Annotated in this window: 20 protein-coding genes; 14 read left to right on the top strand and 6 right to left on the bottom strand. The window is 53.4% G+C overall.

The genetic code is table 11. The features are described 5' to 3' along the window. Window positions 1–18 precede the first annotated feature (18 nt). Window positions 19–1,020, top strand: a complete 1,002-nt coding sequence (gene add / locus ACLD4K_RS00860; RefSeq protein WP_000565565.1) for an adenosine deaminase — start codon at window positions 19–21, stop codon at window positions 1,018–1,020. Window positions 1,021–1,094: 74 nt separating this feature from the next. Here the strand turns inward: add and ACLD4K_RS00855 are convergent, their stop codons facing one another. Continuing rightward, on the bottom strand, window positions 1,095–2,135 hold the full coding sequence (locus ACLD4K_RS00855; RefSeq protein WP_411011225.1) for an oxidoreductase: 1,041 nt from the start codon (window positions 2,133–2,135) through the stop codon (window positions 1,095–1,097). Between the two features lie 207 nt (window positions 2,136–2,342). On the opposite strand from ACLD4K_RS00855, the gene blr reads away from it, so the two are divergent. From blr to gstA, 12 genes are all read left to right on the top strand, one after another. Further along, window positions 2,343–2,468, top strand: a complete 126-nt coding sequence (gene blr, locus ACLD4K_RS00850; protein ID WP_001708800.1) for a division septum protein Blr — start codon at window positions 2,343–2,345, stop codon at window positions 2,466–2,468. 297 nt (window positions 2,469–2,765) lie between these two features. Further along, the gene (ydgT, locus tag ACLD4K_RS00845; RefSeq protein WP_000217946.1) at window positions 2,766–2,981 is read left to right on the top strand and encodes a transcription modulator YdgT; all 216 of its coding nucleotides are present in this window, start codon (window positions 2,766–2,768) and stop codon (window positions 2,979–2,981) included. A gap of 88 nt (window positions 2,982–3,069) precedes the next feature. Beyond that, complete coding sequence (locus tag ACLD4K_RS00840; RefSeq protein ID WP_079944747.1) at window positions 3,070–3,510, top strand: DUF2569 domain-containing protein; 441 nt, start codon at window positions 3,070–3,072, stop codon at window positions 3,508–3,510. A gap of 76 nt (window positions 3,511–3,586) precedes the next feature. Continuing rightward, the gene (rsxA, locus tag ACLD4K_RS00835) at window positions 3,587–4,168 is read left to right on the top strand and encodes an electron transport complex subunit RsxA (RefSeq protein WP_000133179.1); all 582 of its coding nucleotides are present in this window, start codon (window positions 3,587–3,589) and stop codon (window positions 4,166–4,168) included. After that, complete coding sequence (rsxB, locus tag ACLD4K_RS00830; RefSeq protein WP_183059162.1) at window positions 4,168–4,746, top strand: electron transport complex subunit RsxB; 579 nt, start codon at window positions 4,168–4,170, stop codon at window positions 4,744–4,746. Before rsxA ends, rsxB begins: the two co-directional genes overlap by 1 nt. After that, window positions 4,739–6,955, top strand: coding sequence for an electron transport complex subunit RsxC (gene rsxC / locus ACLD4K_RS00825; RefSeq protein ID WP_411011224.1), 2,217 nt, complete (start codon window positions 4,739–4,741; stop codon window positions 6,953–6,955). Before rsxB ends, rsxC begins: the two co-directional genes overlap by 8 nt. After that, window positions 6,956–8,014 (top strand): electron transport complex subunit RsxD, encoded by a 1,059-nt coding sequence (gene rsxD, locus ACLD4K_RS00820; RefSeq protein WP_411011223.1) that lies wholly within the window; start codon window positions 6,956–6,958, stop codon window positions 8,012–8,014. A gap of 3 nt (window positions 8,015–8,017) precedes the next feature. Continuing rightward, window positions 8,018–8,638, top strand: a complete 621-nt coding sequence (gene rsxG, locus ACLD4K_RS00815; RefSeq protein ID WP_106508507.1) for an electron transport complex subunit RsxG — start codon at window positions 8,018–8,020, stop codon at window positions 8,636–8,638. Between the two features lie 2 nt (window positions 8,639–8,640). Beyond that, the gene (locus ACLD4K_RS00810; protein ID WP_001289628.1) at window positions 8,641–9,333 is read left to right on the top strand and encodes an electron transport complex subunit E; all 693 of its coding nucleotides are present in this window, start codon (window positions 8,641–8,643) and stop codon (window positions 9,331–9,333) included. After that, window positions 9,333–9,968 carry an endonuclease III gene (gene nth / locus ACLD4K_RS00805; RefSeq protein ID WP_001030325.1) on the top strand — a complete coding sequence of 212 codons (636 nt, stop codon included), beginning with the start codon at window positions 9,333–9,335 and terminating at the stop codon, window positions 9,966–9,968. Before ACLD4K_RS00810 ends, nth begins: the two co-directional genes overlap by 1 nt. A gap of 601 nt (window positions 9,969–10,569) precedes the next feature. Then, a complete protein-coding gene (gene dtpA, locus ACLD4K_RS00800) occupies window positions 10,570–12,075 on the top strand; it encodes a dipeptide/tripeptide permease DtpA (RefSeq protein ID WP_411011222.1) in 1,506 nt (501 codons plus the stop codon). Between the two features lie 104 nt (window positions 12,076–12,179). Next, entirely contained in the window at window positions 12,180–12,785 is a 606-nt protein-coding gene (gene gstA, locus ACLD4K_RS00795) for a glutathione transferase GstA (protein WP_000765727.1), read from the top strand. A 58-nt stretch (window positions 12,786–12,843) separates the two neighbouring features. On the opposite strand, the gene pdxY is transcribed toward gstA, so the two are convergent. From pdxY to anmK, 5 genes are all read right to left on the bottom strand, one after another. Then, window positions 12,844–13,704, bottom strand: coding sequence for a pyridoxal kinase PdxY (gene pdxY, locus ACLD4K_RS00790; RefSeq protein ID WP_411011221.1), 861 nt, complete (start codon window positions 13,702–13,704; stop codon window positions 12,844–12,846). 59 nt (window positions 13,705–13,763) lie between these two features. Further along, window positions 13,764–15,038 carry a tyrosine--tRNA ligase gene (tyrS, locus tag ACLD4K_RS00785; RefSeq protein WP_000168626.1) on the bottom strand — a complete coding sequence of 425 codons (1,275 nt, stop codon included), beginning with the start codon at window positions 15,036–15,038 and terminating at the stop codon, window positions 13,764–13,766. Between the two features lie 126 nt (window positions 15,039–15,164). Continuing rightward, window positions 15,165–15,821 carry a pyridoxamine 5'-phosphate oxidase gene (pdxH, locus tag ACLD4K_RS00780; protein WP_001282334.1) on the bottom strand — a complete coding sequence of 219 codons (657 nt, stop codon included), beginning with the start codon at window positions 15,819–15,821 and terminating at the stop codon, window positions 15,165–15,167. A gap of 58 nt (window positions 15,822–15,879) precedes the next feature. Further along, on the bottom strand, window positions 15,880–16,209 hold the full coding sequence (gene mliC / locus ACLD4K_RS00775; protein WP_001132086.1) for a C-type lysozyme inhibitor: 330 nt from the start codon (window positions 16,207–16,209) through the stop codon (window positions 15,880–15,882). An 87-nt stretch (window positions 16,210–16,296) separates the two neighbouring features. Next, window positions 16,297–17,418 carry an anhydro-N-acetylmuramic acid kinase gene (gene anmK / locus ACLD4K_RS00770; protein WP_411011220.1) on the bottom strand — a complete coding sequence of 374 codons (1,122 nt, stop codon included), beginning with the start codon at window positions 17,416–17,418 and terminating at the stop codon, window positions 16,297–16,299. 272 nt (window positions 17,419–17,690) lie between these two features. Here anmK and slyB point away from each other — a divergent pair, with 272 nt between their 5' ends. Further along, complete coding sequence (gene slyB, locus ACLD4K_RS00765; RefSeq protein WP_000597179.1) at window positions 17,691–18,158, top strand: outer membrane lipoprotein SlyB; 468 nt, start codon at window positions 17,691–17,693, stop codon at window positions 18,156–18,158. The last annotated feature ends 7 nt before the right edge of the window (window positions 18,159–18,165 follow it).

Here is an 18,165-nt window from a genome sequence, read left to right as displayed (position 1 = left end):
TAAAAATTGAGTGCGCCCATGATTGATATTACGCTTCCTTTGACTGACATCCACCGCCACCTTGATGGCAACATTCGCGCCCAAACAATTCTGGATCTTGGTCGGCAGTTCAACATCGCCCTTCCCGCCCAAACGCTGGAAACGTTGATTCCGCATGTCCAGGTCACCTCAACCGAACCCGATTTAGTGAGCTTTCTCACGAAGCTCGATTGGGGGGTAAAAGTCCTGGCATCGCTTGACGCCTGCCGCCGTGTGGCCTTTGAAAATATTGAAGATGCCGCACGTAACGGCCTGCATTACGTCGAGCTTCGCTTTTCGCCCGGCTATATGGCGATGGCGCATCAGTTACCGATCGCAGGCGTGGTTGAAGCCGTTATCGACGGCGTACGCGACGGCTGTAACACGTTTGGCGTCGAGGCGCGACTCATTGGCATTATGAGCCGTACCTTCGGCGAGGCGGCATGTTTACAGGAGCTTGATGCGCTGCTGGCGCACAGAGAGAAAATCACCGCGCTGGATTTAGCCGGTGATGAGCTGGGCTTTCCCGGCAGTCTGTTTTTGTCGCACTTTAATCGGGCGCGCGATGCGGGCTGGCATATTACCGTTCACGCTGGCGAAGCCGCAGGGCCGGAAAGTATCTGGCAGGCGATTCGCGAACTGGGGGCCGAACGTATCGGACATGGCGTAAAAGCTGTCGAAGATCGCGCGTTAATGGATTTTCTTGCACAGCAGCGTATCGGTATTGAATCCTGTCTGACCTCGAATATTCAGACCAGTACCGTCGCATCGCTGGCAGACCATCCGCTCAAAACCTTCCTTGAGCATGGCGTTCTCGCCAGTCTTAATACGGACGATCCGGCTGTTCAGGGCGTAGATATTATCCATGAATATCACGTCGCCGCGCCAGCGGCAGGATTGAGCCGCGAACAGATTCGCCAGGCGCAGATTAACGGTCTGGAAATCGCCTTTCTGAGCGATGGCGAAAAACGTGCGCTGCGCGAAAAAGTGGCCGCGGCGTAAAATTGCTTTATTGATGCTAACGCCCTCTCTCCGCCTGCGGTTTAATGCTATCACAGGCGGAGAAATGCGACATCTCAGGCAAGACACAGCGTCGCGCGATGTTTTGCCGATTCCATGCCCAGTTCAATCAACTCCATAATTTGAATCGCCTGGCTTGCCGGCACGGGATTTTCACCGTTACCGTTTAACGCATCGCGGATGGCGGCATAATATGCCGGATAGTTACCCGGCAACGTAAGCCAGTTCTCTTCTTTGCGCGTCTCTCCCTCAACCAGGGTCAATACGCCGTCACGCATGTCGTATCCCCAGTCTTCCTGCGGTAAACGCTCGCCGTTTTTTAACCGTTCTTCCTGGGGATCGAGGCCATATTTAACATAGCTACCGCGCGAACCATGAACGATGTATCGCGCGGATTCCGCCGCGGCCAGCATCGTACCGTGCAAAATCACGCGGCGCTGGGGGTAGGATAAAATCGCGTGGAAATAATCTGTAGATTGCGCGCCCGGACGCAGCTGCGCTAAATCCACCGTCATGCTGACCGGCAGGCCAAAAAGTTGAATGGCCTGATCCAACAAGTGCGGCGCCAGATCGTACCAGATACCACTTCCCGGCCCGCCTTGCTCGCGCCAGCGGTCGCGCACCTGGGGACGGAAGCGATCAAAGTGGGATTCAAACAAGGACACCTCGCCGAGCACGCCATCCGCCAGCAAGGCCTTCAGCGTCAAAAAATCGCTGTCCCAGCGTCGGTTGTGGAAGACGGAAAGTACCCGGCCAGTACTCCGCGCAAGCGCATCCAATTCTCGCGCCTGTGACAGTGTCACGGTAAAGGGTTTATCAACCACCACATGCTTACCGGCTTCCAGCGCAGCTTTCGCCAGCGGGAAATGGGTATCGTTGGGCGTCGGGATCACGATCAGGTCGATATGCGGATCGTTAAATAAGTGTCGGGGCTCAGAGACCACGGAGACCGCCGGCCAGTCTGCTTTCACTTTTGTTTCATCGCTGCTGGATACCGTCGCAAGCTCTAGCCCTGGCGTTCCCATAATTAAGGGCGCATGAAAGGTTTTACTGGCGTAGCCATAACCGATTAACCCAACGCGGATTTTGTCATTCATCTCACTGCCTCCGGTTTTAGATATCGCTATTCCACACCATCGTGCGATTAGCCGCAATAGCGTCCTGACCATCAACGTAGCATCAAATGATTAACTTGTTACAGAACAGAGGCTGAAATCGTTTCCCTCCCTCTTGCCGACCGCTCGCCAGGAAAGTAACATTTACCCCCTGTGTTTATGGATAAATCAAAGCAAATGTCGTCAATAATGAATCGTCTTATTGAATTAACTGGGTGGATAGTTCTCGTTATCTCAGTCATTCTTTTAGGTATTGCCAACCATATTGACAATTACCAACCACCAGAGCCCACGGCTTCCGTCCAGAAGAAGTAAGCGTCAGATAATGTAAAGGCATTTTCGCGTGGTACGGTAAGCGGCGCCCCGGGGGGTGCAAAGAAAAGTCAAAAACCGGCAAAAAAAACGAAATATGTCCTATCTGGTCTGACGTTTATTGCCTGTTGTAGGAAAGCGCGTTAACCTTTCGCCCCAGGCGCCATGTGGCGCCTGACTCTTTACCGGTAAGAATATTCCCTTTTTACCTGCACCCCTGACCTCTCACTGGTGCGGTTTTGTTTATTTTTTATCAGTGACTACTCCGTTGGCATTATATTTAATATGGATCAACTTTATATGACTGTTCAGGATTATCTATTAAAATTCCGCAAAATTAGTTCGCTCGAAAGTCTGGAAAAACTGTTCGACCACCTTAACTATACCCTTACTGATGACATGGACATTGTTAATATGTATCGCGCTGCAGATCACCGCCGTGCCGAACTGGTTTCCGGAGGACGCCTGTTTGATGTAGGTCAGGTTCCGCAATCCGTCTGGCGCTATGTGCAATAAAGAAAGTAGCGTTTAACATCAAAAACCTTATAATATTTGCCCCAAAATGAGCGGCATGACCGTTAATGCGCGTAACCCCGGAGAAGATATGACTACAACACCGCCACAACGAATTGGAGGCTGGCTTCTTGGCCCGTTAGCCTGGCTGTTAGTCGCGTTGTTGAGCACCTCGCTGGCGTTATTACTCTACGTTATGGCGCTTGCCACACCGCAAACGTTCAAGACGCTTAGCGGACAGGAAACCGGTAATTTACTGCTATGGGGCATTTCATTTATTACCGCTATCGCCATGTGGTACTATACCCTGTGGTTGACGATCGCATTCTTCAAGCGCAGACGCTGCGTGCCGAAGCATTACATTATCTGGCTGCTGGTGTCGGTGTTACTGGCGGTTAAAGCATTTGCCTTTTCGCCCGTCTCAGATGCCTTTGCCGTGCGTCAGTTACTCTTCCCACTGTTGGCGACGGCGCTCATTGTGCCTTATCTCAAACGTTCAGCGCGCGTCAAAACAACGTTTGTTAATCCGTAATAACCCTACAGTTAACCTGTTGTCGCCTGTGGTAGTTTGACAGATAATAGGCGGCTTTTTTATTTCAGGCCGAAACATGACTGATTACCTGCTGCTCTTTGTCGGAACTGTACTGGTCAATAACTTTGTACTGGTCAAATTCCTGGGCCTTTGTCCCTTTATGGGCGTATCCAAAAAACTGGAAACCGCCATGGGGATGGGCCTCGCGACGACCTTTGTCATGACGCTGGCGTCGATATGCGCCTGGCTTATCGACACCTGGATACTTATTCCGCTGGATCTGATTTATCTGCGGACGCTGGCCTTTATCCTCGTCATTGCTGTGGTCGTGCAATTTACCGAAATGGTTGTACGGAAAACCAGCCCGGCGTTATACCGCTTGTTAGGCATCTTCTTACCACTGATTACCACTAACTGTGCGGTTCTGGGCGTAGCGTTACTGAATATTAATCTCGGTCATCACTTCCTTCAGTCGGCGCTGTACGGATTTTCCGCCGCCGTCGGTTTTTCATTAGTGATGGTTCTGTTCGCCGCCATCCGCGAACGCCTTGCCGTGGCGGATGTGCCCGCCCCTTTTCGTGGTAACGCGATAGCATTGATTACCGCAGGATTAATGTCTTTGGCCTTTATGGGCTTTAGTGGTTTGGTGAAGTTGTAATGAATACTATCTGGATTGCCGTTGGCGCCCTGACCCTTCTGGGCCTGGTGTTCGGCGCCATTCTGGGTTATGCCTCCCGCCGATTCGCGGTTGAAGATGATCCGGTTGTTGAAAAAATCGATGCGATTTTGCCGCAGAGCCAGTGTGGTCAGTGCGGCTATCCCGGCTGCCGCCCCTACGCCGAAGCCGTGGGCCTCCAGGGCGAGAAAATCAATCGTTGCGCGCCCGGCGGCGAAGCCGTCATGCTGAAAATGGCAGAGCTGCTAAACGTAGAGCCGCAACCATGCGATGGTGAAGAACAGCAGGTCGCGCCAGTACGTATGCTGGCAGTTATTGATGAAAATAACTGCATTGGCTGCACAAAATGCATTCAGGCCTGCCCGGTTGACGCCATCGTTGGCGCAACGCGCGCCATGCACACGGTCATGAGCGATCTCTGTACTGGCTGTAATCTGTGCGTCGATCCGTGTCCGACGCACTGCATCGAATTACGTCCGGTGAATGAGACGCCCGACAGTTGGAAATGGGATTTGAACACCATTCCCGTTCGCATCATTCCCGTGGAACAACATGCTTAAACTATTTTCCGCTTTCAGAAAAGATAAAATCTGGGATTTCGACGGTGGTATTCATCCGCCCGAAATGAAGACCCAGTCAAACGGCACGCCGCTGCGCCAGGTGCCTTTAGCGCCGTGCTTCGTTATCCCTTTAAAACAGCACATTGGCGCTGAGGGCGAGCTGTGCGTTAGCGTCGGCGATCGCGTGCTACGCGGCCAGGCGCTTACCCGTGGACGTGGGAGAATGCTGCCGGTACACGCGCCCACCTCCGGGACGGTTATCGCTATTGCCCCCCACTCGACGGCACATCCTTCGGCGCTGGCGGAGTTAAGCGTCATCATTGATGCCGACGGCGAGGACCGCTGGATTGAACGCGAGGGCTGGTCTGATTACCGCGCCCACAGCCGTGAAACGCTCATTGAACGCATTCATCAGTATGGCGTTGCCGGGCTTGGCGGCGCAGGCTTTCCCACCGGCGTTAAATTGCAGGGCGGCGGCGATAAAATCACCACGCTTATTATCAATGCCGCAGAGTGCGAACCTTACATTACGGCGGACGATCGTCTGATGCAGGACTGCGCCGCGCAGATTGTGGAAGGTATTCGCATCCTGGCGCATATTCTGCAACCGCGTGAGGTATTAATCGGCATTGAAGATAACAAACCGCAGGCTATTTCCATGCTGCGCGCCGTACTGGCTGACGCCCACGATATTTCGTTACGTGTGATCCCAACCAAATACCCTTCCGGCGGCGCAAAACAGCTCACCCAAATACTGACGGGAAAACAGGTTCCCCACGGCGGGCGCTCCTCTGATATTGGCGTGCTGATGCAAAACGTCGGTACGGCTTATGCCGTTAAACGCGCCGTGGTTGACGGCGAACCGATCACAGAACGCGTTGTCACCTTAACGGGTGAAGCGGTAAGCCGTCCGGGTAACGTCTGGGCGCGGCTCGGCACTCCCGTTCGTCATTTGCTTAACGATGCCGGGTTCTGCCCTTCCGCTGACCAGATGGTCATCATGGGCGGCCCGTTGATGGGATTCACCCTTCCCTGGCTTGACGTACCGGTCGTAAAAATCACCAACTGCTTGCTGGCGCCATCCGTGACTGAAATGGGAGCGCCTCAGGAAGAGAAAAGCTGTATTCGTTGCAGTGCTTGCGCTGACGCTTGCCCTGCCGACCTTTTACCGCAGCAGCTTTATTGGTTCAGCAAAGGGCAGCAGCATGACAAGGCTACCGCTCACCATATTGCTGATTGTATAGAATGCGGCGCCTGCGCCTGGGTCTGCCCGAGTAATATTCCGCTCGTCCAATATTTCCGTCAGGAAAAAGCGGAGATTAATGCGATCAGGCTTGAAGAAAAACGCGCCGCCGAAGCCAAAGCACGTTTTGAGGCTCGTCAGGCAAGACTGGAGCGCGAAAAAGCCGCCCGCCTTGCACGTCACAAGAGCGCAGCGGTACAACCAGCGGCAAAAGATCAGGATGCCATTGCCGCTGCGCTGGCGCGGGTAAAAGAGAAACAGGCGCAGGCCACGCAACCGGTGGTTATTCAGGCGGGTAGTCTGCCAGACAATAGCGCCGTCATCGCGGCCCGTGAAGCGCGTAAAGCGCAAGCGCGCGCTAAACAAGCCACTCATCCGATGGCTGACAGCGCGATACCCGGCGACGACCCGCGTAAAGCTGCAGTGGAGGCAGCCATCGCCCGCGCCAAAGCCCGTAAGCAGGCCGGAAGCGAACCTGCCGAACCGGTCGACCCGCGTAAAGCCGCGGTGGAAGCGGCCATCGCCCGCGCCAAAGCCCGCAAGCAGGAGCAGCAGGCCGGAAGCGAACCTGCCGAAGCGGTCGACCCGCGCAAAGCCGCGGTGGAAGCGGCTATCGCCCGCGCCAAAGCCCGTAAGCAGGAGCAGCAGGCCGGAAGCGAACCTGCCGAACCTGCCGAACCGGCCGAACCGCGCAAAGCCGCGGTGGAAGCGGCTATCGCCCGCGCCAAAGCCCGTAAGCAGGAGCAGCAGGCCGGAAGCGAACCTGCCGAACCTGCCGAACCGGCCGAACCGCGCAAAGCCGCGGTGGAAGCGGCTATCGCCCGCGCCAAAGCCCGTAAGCAGGAGCAGCAGGCCGGAAGCGAACCAGCCGAACCGGTCGACCCGCGCAAAGCCGCGGTTGCTGCGGCGATCGCCCGCGTTCAGGCAAAAAAAGCAGCACAGCAGCAGGTTGTTAACGAGGATTAAATGGTATTCAGAATCGCAAGCTCGCCTTATACCCATAACCAGCGCCAGACATCGCGAATCATGTTGCTGGTATTAGTCGCCGCTCTGCCGGGTATTGCCGCGCAGACGTGGTTTTTTGGTTGGGGAACGCTTTTCCAGATCGTTCTGGCTGCTATCACGGCGCTCGTCGCGGAAGCCATTGTCCTCAGGCTACGCAAACAATCGGTCGCCAGTCACCTGCAGGATTATTCCGCGTTATTGACGGGGCTTTTGCTGGCGGTCAGCATCCCTCCGCTCGCGCCCTGGTGGATGGTCGTGCTGGGAACCGGATTCGCCATTATTATCGCCAAACAGTTATATGGCGGGCTGGGACAAAACCCCTTTAATCCGGCCATGATCGGCTACGTGGTGCTATTAATTTCCTTTCCGGTGCAAATGACAAGCTGGTTGCCGCCTTATGAAATAGCCGCAACAACGCCCGATATGCTGGACACGTTGCGGATGATTTTTACCGGGCATACCGCCAGCGGCGGCGATATGACGCTGCTACGTATCGGTATTGACGGTATCAGCCAGGCGACGCCGCTGGATACGTTTAAAACGTCCTTGCGCGCCGGGCACTCCGTTGAGCAAATCATGCAGTACCCGATATACAGCGGCGCGCTGGCTGGCGTGGGCTGGCAGTGGGTTAACCTCGCCTGGCTTGTCGGCGGCGTATTCCTGCTGTGGCAAAAAGCTATCCGCTGGCATATCCCGGTCAGTTTTCTGCTGACGCTGGCGCTATGCGCCGCGTTAGGTTGGTTTTTCTCGCCCGCTACGCTGGCCTCGCCGCAGCTTCATCTGCTGTCAGGCGCCACCATGCTGGGCGCATTTTTTATCTTGACGGATCCGGTTACCGCCTCCACGACCAACCGTGGACGTTTAATTTTCGGCGCGCTGGCTGGGGTATTAGTGTGGCTGATTCGTAGCTTCGGCGGCTATCCGGACGGCGTTGCTTTTGCTGTCCTGTTGGCGAATATCACGGTTCCTCTGATCGACTACTACACGCGCCCCCGCGTCTATGGACATCGCAAAGGATAAACCATGCTGAAAACGATTCGTAAACACGGTATTACGCTGGCGCTTTTTGCCGCAGGCTCTACGGGATTGACCGCGGTGATTAATCAGATGACAAAATCAACCATCTACGAACAAGCGCTGCAACAACAACATGCCCTGTTCGATCAGGTATTGCCGCCAGATCGTTACAATAATAATCTGCAAGAGAGCTGTTATCTGGTCGATGCGCCCGCCCTCGGCAAAGGCACACACCGTGTTTTTATCGCTCGCAAGGATGATAAACCCGTAGCGGCCATCATTGAGGCCACCGCGCCAGATGGCTATTCCGGCGCTATCCAGCTTATTGTTGGCGCAGATTTCAACGGTACCGTCCTGGGGACGCGCGTAACGGAACATCATGAGACGCCAGGGTTAGGTGATAAAATTGAGCGCCGTTTGTCTGACTGGATTACCCACTTTAGCGGTAAAACCATCAGCGGTGAAAATGATACGCACTGGGCGGTGAAAAAAGATGGCGGTGATTTTGATCAATTTACCGGGGCGACAATAACGCCGCGCGCCGTGGTGAATGCGGTTAAACGCGCCGGGCTGTACGCCGAATCACTGCCCGCTCAGCTCCCCCATTTAACCGCCTGTGGAGAATAACCATGAGCGAAATAAAAGACATTGTTGTTCAGGGGTTATGGAAAAATAACTCTGCTCTGGTGCAGCTACTTGGCCTGTGCCCTTTACTGGCGGTGACGTCTACGGCAACCAACGCTCTGGGGCTGGGTCTGGCCACAACGCTGGTATTAACGCTGACCAACCTTACGGTGTCCGCACTACGTCGCTGGACGCCGGCAGAAATCCGTATCCCGATTTACGTTATGATCATTGCCTCGGTGGTAAGCGCAGTACAGATGCTGATCAATGCGTATGCGTTCGGTTTGTATCAGTCTTTAGGGATTTTTATTCCGCTGATTGTAACGAACTGCATTGTTGTCGGTCGCGCCGAAGCGTTTGCCGCGAAAAAAGGACCGTGGCTTTCCGCGTTGGACGGTTTTTCCATCGGCATGGGCGCGACAGGCGCGATGTTCGTGCTGGGCTCGCTGCGTGAGATCCTCGGGAATGGTACGCTTTTCGATGGCGCGGATAGCCTGCTGGGAGGCTGGGCAAAAGTATTACGGGTCGAGATATTTCACACCGACTCGCCTTTCCTGCTGGCGATGCTGCCGCCAGGCGCGTTTATCGGCCTGGGACTCATGCTGGCGGTAAAATATCTTATTGATGAAAAAATGAAGAAACGCCGCGCCGAAACCGCGCCTTCCGCTGTTCCGGCAGGTGAAACAGGGAAAGTCTGATGAACAAAGCAAAAAGGCTGGAAATTCTGACGCGCCTGCGCGACAGCAATCCGCACCCCACAACGGAACTCAATTTCACGTCGCCGTTTGAATTACTGATTGCCGTGTTGCTTTCCGCACAGGCAACCGACGTCAGCGTGAACAAGGCGACCGCCAAACTTTACCCGGTCGCCAATACGCCAGCCGCGATGCTGGAACTGGGCGTAGAGGGCGTGAAATCCTATATCAAAACCATCGGTTTGTTTAACAGTAAAGCGGAAAACGTGATTAAGACCTGCCGTATTTTACTGGACAAGCATAATGGCGAAGTGCCGGAGGATCGGGCGGCGCTGGAAGCGCTTCCCGGCGTGGGGCGTAAAACCGCTAACGTGGTGCTAAATACCGCCTTCGGCTGGCCGACCATCGCCGTTGATACACATATATTTCGTGTATGCAACCGAACGCAGTTCGCGCCGGGTAAAAATGTCGAGCAGGTAGAAGAGAAGTTACTGAAAGTGGTGCCAAATGAGTTCAAAGTGGACTGCCATCACTGGTTAATTTTGCATGGCCGCTATACCTGTATCGCCCGAAAACCCCGCTGCGGCTCCTGCCTCATTGAAGATCTTTGCGAATACAAAGAAAAAGTCGATATTTAATATGGTCGGAGTGCGTCCGTCACGCCAGCGCGCTCCTACCTTCTGCCTGGATCTATTTTAGCCATCAATCATTCCAGTCTCTGTCCTTTTTCTGATGTAATGTGCTTTCGTTTTCCCTCCACGTCAGGTTAATCATTTTTTTAATCGCAAAAATTTCTATCTATCCGTGATCAGGATCACTTTGATAACTTCATGTAAAATTTAATGACATCTAAGGTTACATTTACAACCAGATAGACTGACGCCCCGTTTTCACTACAAAATATTACTCTGTCATTTTTTCAGATAATGGCCTATATCACTGCTTTTCACCTTAAATAGCAGAAGATATCGCCTTTCACCCAAACTAATGGCCTTTTTGCAGTGTAAAAATCTGCCATTCTTCAAATGAAGAAATTTAACGCTGGATAACATTTCTGACATCGGACGATTCAACCAGAAGAGTTATATGTAACAGATTATTACAAAGGTCTTGTCTGGAGAGGAAAGATAGTGAACATTACCTGCCGTTTCCCCTCCAATATAACAATCGGACGGATGAGTCTGACTCATCACGCGCCAGACAATCCCTGTTAATACGGGGCGTAAAAAAGAGGTAAAAGTGTCTACTGCAAACAATAAACCAACTGAAAGCGTCAGTTTGAACGCTTTCAAACAACCGAAGGCGTTCTATCTCATCTTCTCGATAGAGTTATGGGAGCGTTTTGGTTATTACGGCCTGCAAGGCATTATGGCCGTCTACCTGGTAAAACAACTGGGTATGTCAGAAGCGGATTCCATCACCCTTTTCTCTTCCTTCAGTGCGCTGGTGTACGGCCTGGTCGCCATTGGCGGTTGGTTAGGTGATAAAATTCTGGGCACCAAACGCGTTATTATGCTGGGTGCCGTGGTGCTGGCTATCGGTTATGCGCTGGTCGCATGGTCTGGTCATGACGCTGGCATCGTCTATATGGGCATGGCGGCTATCGCTGTGGGTAACGGTCTGTTTAAAGCTAACCCGTCTTCCCTGCTGTCTACCTGTTACGCGAAGGACGATCCGCGTCTCGACGGCGCATTTACGATGTATTATATGTCCGTCAACATCGGCTCCTTCTTCTCTATGCTGGCGACGCCGTGGCTGGCGGCGCGTTATGGCTGGAGCACCGCGTTTGCGCTTAGCGTCGTCGGTATGCTGATAACCGTCGTTAACTTTGCTTTCTGCCAGCGCTGGGTGAAAAGCTACGGTTCCAAACCCGACTTTGAACCGATCAACTTCCGTAATCTGCTGCTGACAATCGTGGGTATTGTCGTTCTGATTGCGGTCGCCACCTGGCTGCTGCACAACCAGGACATCGCGCGTATGGTGCTGGGCGTAATCGCTCTTGGCATCGTCATTATCTTCGGTAAAGAAGCGTTTTCCATGCACGGCGCGGCTCGCCGTAAAATGATCGTCGCCTTTATTTTGATGCTGCAGGCGATTATCTTCTTCGTACTGTACAGCCAGATGCCGACGTCGCTGAACTTCTTTGCCATTCGTAACGTCGAGCACTCTATTCTCGGTATCGCGTTCGAACCGGAACAGTATCAGGCGCTGAACCCATTCTGGATCATTATCGGCAGCCCGATTCTGGCCGCTATCTATAACAGGATGGGCGATACGCTGCCAATGCCGATGAAATTCGCCATTGGTATGGTGCTGTGCTCCGGCGCGTTCCTGATTCTGCCGCTGGGCACCAAATTTGCGAACGATGCCGGCATCGTATCCGTAAACTGGCTGATCGCGAGCTACGGCCTGCAAAGTATCGGTGAGCTGATGATCTCCGGTCTGGGACTGGCAATGGTCGCACAGTTGGTTCCGCAGCGTCTGATGGGCTTCATCATGGGTAGCTGGTTCCTGACAACGGCAGGCGCTAACATCATCGGCGGTTATGTCGCCAACCTGATGGCTGTGCCGAGCGACGTGACTGACCCACTGATGTCCCTGGAAGTCTATGGTCGCGTATTTATGCAGATTGGCATAGCAACCGCCGTTATCGCCGTCCTGATGCTGCTGACAGCACCTAAGCTGAACCGTATGACCCAGGACGATGATAACGCTGAAAAAGGCTCTAAAGCCGCTACAGTTTAATTTTCCGGGAAACAACATTCAGGCCGCTAACTGTGCGTTAGCGGCTTTTTTTTTGCTCGTCCCCGCACTACCATACTTTAAACCTCAGCAAAAAGGAGTTACCGATGAAACTGTTCTACAAACCGGGTGCCTGCTCTCTTGCTTCCCACATTACCCTGCGCGAAATTGGCAAAGACTTTACGCTTGATGGCGTCGATCTCGCAAAAAAACGCCTGGAAAATGGTGATGATTACCTGGCAGTCAACCCTAAAGGACAGGTTCCGGCTCTGCTGCTGGATGACGGCACACTGTTGACTGAAGGCGTCGCCATTATGCAGTACCTCGCAGACAGCGTTCCCGACCGCCAGCTTCTGGCGCCGGTAAGTAGCCTTGCTCGCTATCATACGCTGGAATGGCTCAACTATATTGCAACGGAACTGCATAAAGGCTTTACCCCGCTGTTCCGCCCTGACACGCCGGAAACACTTAAACCCGCCGTTCGCGCCGGTCTGGAAAAGAAATTGCAGTATGTGGATGAGTCGCTTTCAGACGACCAGTGGATTTGCGGCCAGCGTTTTACCATTGCAGACGCTTATCTGTTTACCGTATTGCGTTGGGCCTATGGCGTAAAACTGAATATGGACGGGTTAACGCATATTGAAAGTTATATGCAGCGTGTCGCAAAAAGACCGACCGTTGCGGCAGCGCTTAAAGCGGAAGGACTGAATTAATGTCATGTTGCCGGATAGCTCGCTGTACCGCCATCCGGCCTCTTTTTAGCAGCAATAATTACAGCCGCGTTGCGCTGAAGTAATGTTCAGGGTTAGCGATCCTGTCCTGGGCCGCCACGACCTGCAGTTCGTACTCCTGCATCGTTTTGGTGGCGATCATAATCTCATAGACTGCCGCCGTAACGTGCTCCAGCGCCTGCTGCAACGTCGCGTCCTGCAAAAGTTTGACCAGCAATAAACCACTGGTGACATCGCCAACGCCAACCGGCTGACGTGAACCGAAATCCACCAGCGGACGGCTAATATGCCAGGCTTCCTGCGCTGTCACCAGCAGCATTTCAAAGCGTTCTGAACTGTAACCGGCGCGGGCGAGATGTTTTACCAGTACAATTTCTGGCCCCTGAGCAATCAGTTCTCGCGCCGCCTGCACGGCGTCATTCACATTATTCACGCTATGTTTGCTGAGAATTTCCAGTTCAATCAGGTTAGGCGCGATCATATCGCTGGCGGGTAGCGCATAACGCACATGGAACTCTGCGACGCCAGGCGCCACAATACAGCCCTTTTCCGGATGCCCCATCACGGGGTCGCAGAAATATTTTGCCTGCGGATTTGCTGCTTTAACCTGGCGCACAATACCGAGAATGTGTTCTCCCTGCTCGGCAGATCCCAGGTAACCGCTAAGTACGGCGTCGCAGTGCGCTAACTGGCCAATGTCCGCAATCCCCTGGACAATCTCAGTCAGATGGCTGGGCGGCATGACACAGCCGGTCCATTTACCATATTGCGTGTGGTTAGAAAACTGAACGGTATTCAGCGGCCAAACATTCGCGCCAAGACGGCGCATGGGAAATTCGGCGGCGCTGTTGCCCGCATGTCCGAAAACAACATGGGACTGGATAGCGAGGATATTCTTCATTTTTTTACCTGAACATCAAAAATAAGGGAGTGATTTCTCACTCCCTGTTACTTAATGCCTTATTTCCAGCAAATCAGACAATAGTTCTTTTTGCCGCGACGTAATAAGGTATAGCGGCCAAACAGACGGTCCTCATCGTTAAAGATGTATTCAGGATCGGATTGTTTCTCACCATTGATAGTGACAGCGTTGGAGGCGATAGTCTTACGCGCCTGACCACGCGACGGCTGGAGTTCGGCGTCTACCAACGCCTGCATCAGGTCGGCGCCTTTTTCCATTTCAACCATCGGTACGCCGTCCTGCGCCAACTGCTCAAAGTCAGCTTCGCTCAGCGCGCTCAGTGAACCGCTGAACAGGCATTCAGTGATCCGTTTCGCCGCAACCAGCCCCTCTTCACCATGAACCAGGCGCGTCACCTGCTCGGCCAGCACATACTGCGCGCGCGGCGCTTTACCGCTGTTTTTATCTTCTTCTTCCAGGGCATTAATCTCTTCAATGTCCATAAAAGTGAAGAATTTCAGGAAGCGATAAACATCGGCATCTGCGGTGTTAATCCAGAACTGGTAGAATTTGTACGGACTGGTTTTCTTCGGATCCAGCCAGACAGCGCCGCCTTCGGTTTTACCGAATTTCGTGCCGTCAGCTTTGGTGATCAGTGGAACGGTCAAACCAAATACCTGATTCTGGTGCAGACGACGGGTCAGGTCGATACCGGAAGTGATGTTCCCCCACTGGTCAGAACCGCCAATCTGTAAGGCAACGCCGTGCAGTTTATTCAGACAAGCGAAGTCGTACCCCTGTAGCAGGTTATAAGAGAACTCCGTGAAAGAGATACCCTGATCGTCACGGTTCAGACGCTGCTTCACCGCTTCTTTGTTGATCATCTGATTAACGGAAAAATGTTTACCGATATCGCGCAGGAAAGTCAGCACATTCATGCTGCCGAACCAGTCATAGTTATTGGCCGCGATGGCGGAGTTTTCGCCGCAATCAAAGTCCAGGAATGGGGCAACCTGTTTACGAATTTTCGCCACCCACTCCTGAACGGTCTCTTCAGTGTTCAGTTTACGCTCGGCGGCTTTGAAGCTCGGGTCGCCAATCAGACCGGTCGCGCCGCCTACCAGCGCAACAGGTTTGTGCCCTGCCTGCTGGAAGCGTTTCAGGCATAACAATGGAACCAGATGCCCCAAATGCAAGCTGTCAGCGGTAGGATCGAAGCCGCAATAGAGCGCGATCGGGCCTTGCGCCAGTCGCTCTGCCAACGCGTCTTCGTCCGTCACCTGGGCTACCAGCCCCCGCTCTTGCAATTGTTTAATCAAGTTACTGCTTGCCATCAAAATCTCCATGTATAAAACGACTGCACCTTTGCCGGTACACGACTTTTCGCCAGACGCGAAAGAGACATAGCATAAAACGGCGGATTCATCCGCACCAGTGCTTAAAACAAGATTTTTGCATCTTTAGGGCGCAAGACGGTCGATTTTCCATGCGCCGTCGTCGCGTTGGTACAAAAAGCGATCGTGCAGACGATGTTCGCCGCCCTGCCAGAACTCCATCTGTTCGATACTCACGCGAAAACCGCCCCAGAAGCTGGGTAACGGCACTTCGCCCTGTTGAAATTTCTGCTTGAGCTCCAGGAATTTGCTTTCGAGGATACCGCGCGCGGAAATGCGGCTGGATTGTTTAGAGACCCATGCGCCGATCTGGCTGTCGCGCGGACGGCTGTGGAAATACCTCACCACCTCAAGAGTGGAGAGACGCTCGGCTTTGCCTGTCACCATCACCTGGCGTTCAAGCATATGCCAGGGAAATAACAGGCTGATACGCGGATTGTGCTCAATTTGATGCGCCTTGCGGCTTCCCAGGTTGGTATAAAAGACCAGGCCTTTTTCATCATAATGCTTGAGCAATACAATACGCTGGTACGGTTGCCCCTTGTCATCTACGGTCGCCACGACCATTGCCGTCGGATCGGCCAGTCTGGCGTCGCACGCTTGCCCAAGCCAGCGCTCAAATAAGGTTAACGGTTCAGCGGGTAAATCGCGGCGACGCAAGCCGCCTTTCGTGTATTCACGGCGCAGATGCGCGATCTGCTGCAATTGGTCGTTATCAGACATGGCGTTGATCAGAAATAATCAGTGGGTGGCGCTATTGTGCGCCCCCATACTGAAAATCTCAACGCTTCGGATTTTGTAACTGACAGTTATTAAGCACAATTCTGTCTCGTTTATAGACCGTGGCGCTCTCGCCTTGCGACCAGAAAACATAAATCCCGTCGGTATAACGCGCGCCCGAGGCCGAGATTCCTTGCTTCAGGGTCAGCAGCTTATTGTCATAAACAAAACTGACCTCTTCACGCGGGTTATTGACTTTAACGGTAAGCGGCTTCTCATCACACTGGTATTCCAGCGTATCCGTTTGCATACGTTCAACAAATTGTTGATAAACGCTACAGCCGGTCAGCAGCACAGGTAAACACATTATTGCGATCTTTTTCATAGGCATATCCCGAAAGCTCTCCTGCTTCTGGAAGGGCAAACGCCCCTTCCTGACCTTGCCAGTTTACCGATATAGAGTCCGGGAAAAATTCAGTTAACTCTGAGTTATTGGGTTAGCCGGGTAAATAGCGCCTAAAACACTGGCTTCTGTAGCCCCCGTCACGGAAGGTAAATTTCCCGGCAGGCCCGCGAGCGTTCGCCAGGCAAGCCATGCAAAGGCCAGCGCTTCCATATCATCGCCGCTAATCCCCGCCTTATCGGTGGTCGAAACCTCGATACCGGGCAACAGCGCCGCCAGACGGGCCATCACTAACGGATTCCGGCTTCCGCCGCCACAGACCATCAGCCGCTCGCAGCCGCCATTGAGCAGCACCTGTTGGGCGATGGAGACCGCCGTCAGCTCCGCCAGCGTGGCCTGTACATCGCGCGCGTCTGCGCCAAGGAAAGCCGTAAGATGACGCTCTAACCAGCCATAGTTGAAATATTCGCGTCCTGTACTTTTGGGCGCCGACGCAGCAAAGTACGGATCGCGCAACATCTTTTGCAGCAAGGGAAGAATAACCTGACCTTCTTTCGCCCATGCCGCGTCTTTGTCGTAGGGCTGCGCGCATTGTCGCCAAATCCACGCATCCATCAACATATTACCCGGCCCCGTGTCGTACCCGCGCACCGCCTGCCCGGGGAAAAGCAGAGATAAATTGGCGATGCCGCCGATATTCAGGACCATACGTTTTTCCGTCGGATGTCCCAACAGCGCGTGATGGAAAGCGGGCACCAGCGGCGCGCCTTGTCCGCCCAGCGCAATATCCCGCCGCCGAAAATCGCCGACCACTGTAATCCCCGTATGGGCGACGATGTGATTATTATCGCCAATTTGCAGCGTATGCGGGGCCTCGCCGGTCGGCTCATGCCAGACCGTTTGCCCATGACAACCAATGGCGACGATATCCCGCGGCTGCAAACGTTGTTGCGCTAACAGCGCATTAACCGCCTGTGCAAAAAGCCGGCCTAACTGGGTATCCAGCTGGCCGAGTTGCGAGAGCGTAAGCGGCTGTCCCTGGCAAATATCGAGAATGCCTTTTTTCAGATGAACGGGAATGGGCCAGGTGAGACTTGCCTGTTGCGCTACCATTGTTTCATCAATTGCCGCCAGTACAACATCCACGCCATCAAGGCTGGTTCCGGACATAACGCCAATAAAACGGCCCGATTTCATACCTCTTCCTTATTAAGCTGGGTTAAGCCTTAACACTCGGCATAACGTATTTTGCAATGCTATGCCCGCGTCACGTTTTTTGCCGTGCCGTCCACGGATATCAATGACCTATCTTTTCTTGCTTCCCACTTCGTTTAAGATTAGTTAATTAACTTCTGATTATGATTTTTACATTCTTTTGGCAGAAGATATGACCTTAACTGCATAAATGCCATATAATTTAGCTATAGGGATGCTGAAATAGCGTTTCGTGAAGAACAGGAGATGGGTAAATGATTAAACGTGTACTGGCCGTTTCACTGATGGGGTTATCCTTAGCGGGGTGTGTTAACAATGATAGCCTTTCGGGTGATGTTTATACCGCATCCGAGGCTAAACAAGTTCAGAATGTAACGTACGGTACTATCGTTAACGTTCGTCCGGTTCAAATTCAGGGCGGTGATGATTCTAACGTGATTGGCGCTATCGGCGGCGCGGTGTTGGGCGGATTCCTCGGCAACACTATCGGCGGCGGTACGGGTCGTTCACTGGCGACCGCGGCAGGCGCGGTGGCTGGCGGCGTAGCGGGCCAGGGCGTCCAGAGCGCAATGAATAAAACCCAGGGTGTGGAACTGGAAATTCGTAAAGACGATGGCAACACCATTATGGTTGTGCAGAAACAAGGAAATACGCGTTTCTCGGCAGGTCAGCGTGTCGTGCTGGCCAGCAATGGCAGCCAGGTTACTGTCTCTCCACGCTAAACCAGGC

This window comes from Salmonella sp. 741265055_HSA (assembly GCF_046569525.1).
Classification (GTDB): domain Bacteria; phylum Pseudomonadota; class Gammaproteobacteria; order Enterobacterales; family Enterobacteriaceae; genus Salmonella; species Salmonella enterica.
This window is presented reverse-complemented; position numbering and strand designations above follow the sequence as displayed.

Coding starts and splice junctions, on each gene's coding strand:
- rsxD (WP_411011223.1), top strand. CDS start 6,956: ATGGTATTCAGAATCGCAAGCTCGCCTTATACCCATAACCAGCGCCAG.
- ACLD4K_RS00840 (WP_079944747.1), top strand. CDS start 3,070: ATGACTACAACACCGCCACAACGAATTGGAGGCTGGCTTCTTGGCCCG.
- anmK (WP_411011220.1), bottom strand. CDS start 17,418: ATGAAATCGGGCCGTTTTATTGGCGTTATGTCCGGAACCAGCCTTGAT.
- rsxA (WP_000133179.1), top strand. CDS start 3,587: ATGACTGATTACCTGCTGCTCTTTGTCGGAACTGTACTGGTCAATAAC.
- mliC (WP_001132086.1), bottom strand. CDS start 16,209: ATGCCTATGAAAAAGATCGCAATAATGTGTTTACCTGTGCTGCTGACC.
- rsxC (WP_411011224.1), top strand. CDS start 4,739: ATGCTTAAACTATTTTCCGCTTTCAGAAAAGATAAAATCTGGGATTTC.
- rsxG (WP_106508507.1), top strand. CDS start 8,018: ATGCTGAAAACGATTCGTAAACACGGTATTACGCTGGCGCTTTTTGCC.
- pdxY (WP_411011221.1), bottom strand. CDS start 13,704: ATGAAGAATATCCTCGCTATCCAGTCCCATGTTGTTTTCGGACATGCG.
- tyrS (WP_000168626.1), bottom strand. CDS start 15,038: ATGGCAAGCAGTAACTTGATTAAACAATTGCAAGAGCGGGGGCTGGTA.
- rsxB (WP_183059162.1), top strand. CDS start 4,168: ATGAATACTATCTGGATTGCCGTTGGCGCCCTGACCCTTCTGGGCCTG.
- nth (WP_001030325.1), top strand. CDS start 9,333: ATGAACAAAGCAAAAAGGCTGGAAATTCTGACGCGCCTGCGCGACAGC.
- ydgT (WP_000217946.1), top strand. CDS start 2,766: ATGACTGTTCAGGATTATCTATTAAAATTCCGCAAAATTAGTTCGCTC.
- gstA (WP_000765727.1), top strand. CDS start 12,180: ATGAAACTGTTCTACAAACCGGGTGCCTGCTCTCTTGCTTCCCACATT.
- blr (WP_001708800.1), top strand. CDS start 2,343: ATGAATCGTCTTATTGAATTAACTGGGTGGATAGTTCTCGTTATCTCA.
- slyB (WP_000597179.1), top strand. CDS start 17,691: ATGATTAAACGTGTACTGGCCGTTTCACTGATGGGGTTATCCTTAGCG.
- ACLD4K_RS00810 (WP_001289628.1), top strand. CDS start 8,641: ATGAGCGAAATAAAAGACATTGTTGTTCAGGGGTTATGGAAAAATAAC.
- ACLD4K_RS00855 (WP_411011225.1), bottom strand. CDS start 2,135: ATGAATGACAAAATCCGCGTTGGGTTAATCGGTTATGGCTACGCCAGT.
- pdxH (WP_001282334.1), bottom strand. CDS start 15,821: ATGTCTGATAACGACCAATTGCAGCAGATCGCGCATCTGCGCCGTGAA.
- add (WP_000565565.1), top strand. CDS start 19: ATGATTGATATTACGCTTCCTTTGACTGACATCCACCGCCACCTTGAT.